The following is a 944-nucleotide window of genomic DNA, read 5'->3' as shown; positions in this document are numbered from 1 at the left end:
CCGCCATTGGCCAGCGACGCCGCCATGACAAGCACATGGGTGGCGCCGACCGATACTTTCGGGAAGACGTAGCGGTTGCCGACAAGACGGCCGTTCCTGGTCTTGGCGATGACATAACCGGTGTCGACGTCGATATCGGCGCCGAGCACCTGAAGGCCTTCCAGGAAAAGATCGACCGGGCGCGTGCCGATGGCGCAGCCGCCAGGCAGCGACACCTTGGCCTCGCCCATGCGGGCAAGCAGCGGGCCGATCACCCAGAAGGAGGCGCGCATCTTCGACACCAGCTCGTAAGGTGCGGTGGTGTCGACGATGTTGCGGGCAGAGAGATTGATGGTGCGCGAATAGCCCTCCTGCTGTTTTTCGCGGCGGCCATTGACCGAATAGTCGACGCCATGATTGCCGAGGATGCGGATAAGCTGCTCGACATCGGCCAGATGCGGCACGTTTTCCAGGGTCAGCGTGTCGTCGGTCAAAAGCGAGGCGATCATCAGCGGCAGCGCGGCGTTCTTCGCGCCCGAGATCGGGATGCTTCCGGCAAGCTTGTTGCCGCCGACAATTCTGATGCGATCCATGGAAGAGCGTCCCCTCGGCCGAAAGGCCGGTTTTCAATCGGTTGAGTCTGTTGTGGCCGGTCTAGACCATTGGCCGGCTTGGTTCAAGAAACAGGATTCCCGCACCCTGGACCCGGCCTGTTGATATAGGTCAATCCGTTTTCGTTTTCCTTAAGGTGCCGAGCCCTTCCGGCCGCTGGTCCGCCTCGCCGGTGCGCCGCTGGTCCGCCTCGCCGGTGCGCCGCTTGTCGGCGTGGCCGGTGCGCCGCGAGCGCGACTGCGCCTTGCGCTTCTGCAGATTGGCGCGCAGTTGCTCGGCGAGCCGGCTCTTGCGGTCGGCCTTTTTCGGTTGGCTGTCCTTTTTCGACGGACCGCCCTTGTCAGGTGGGATTG

The 944-nt window shown here is 63.3% G+C and carries 1 protein-coding gene and 1 pseudogene; both read right to left on the bottom strand.

The features are described from left to right. A pseudogene (locus EOA86_RS36300) lies at nucleotides 1-572 on the bottom strand (UDP-N-acetylglucosamine 1-carboxyvinyltransferase); the annotation flags it as partial. Nucleotides 573-702: 130 nt separating this feature from the next. Further along, nucleotides 703-942 (bottom strand): hypothetical protein, encoded by a 240-nt coding sequence (locus tag EOA86_RS36295; protein WP_128345810.1) that lies wholly within the window; start codon nucleotides 940-942, stop codon nucleotides 703-705. Nucleotides 943-944 lie beyond the last annotated feature (2 nt).

This window comes from Mesorhizobium sp. M5C.F.Ca.IN.020.32.2.1 (assembly GCF_004023105.1).
Lineage (GTDB): Bacteria > Pseudomonadota > Alphaproteobacteria > Rhizobiales > Rhizobiaceae > Mesorhizobium > Mesorhizobium wenxiniae.
Note: the sequence above shows the minus strand (reverse complement) of the source record. Positions and strands in the feature narration are given on the sequence as shown.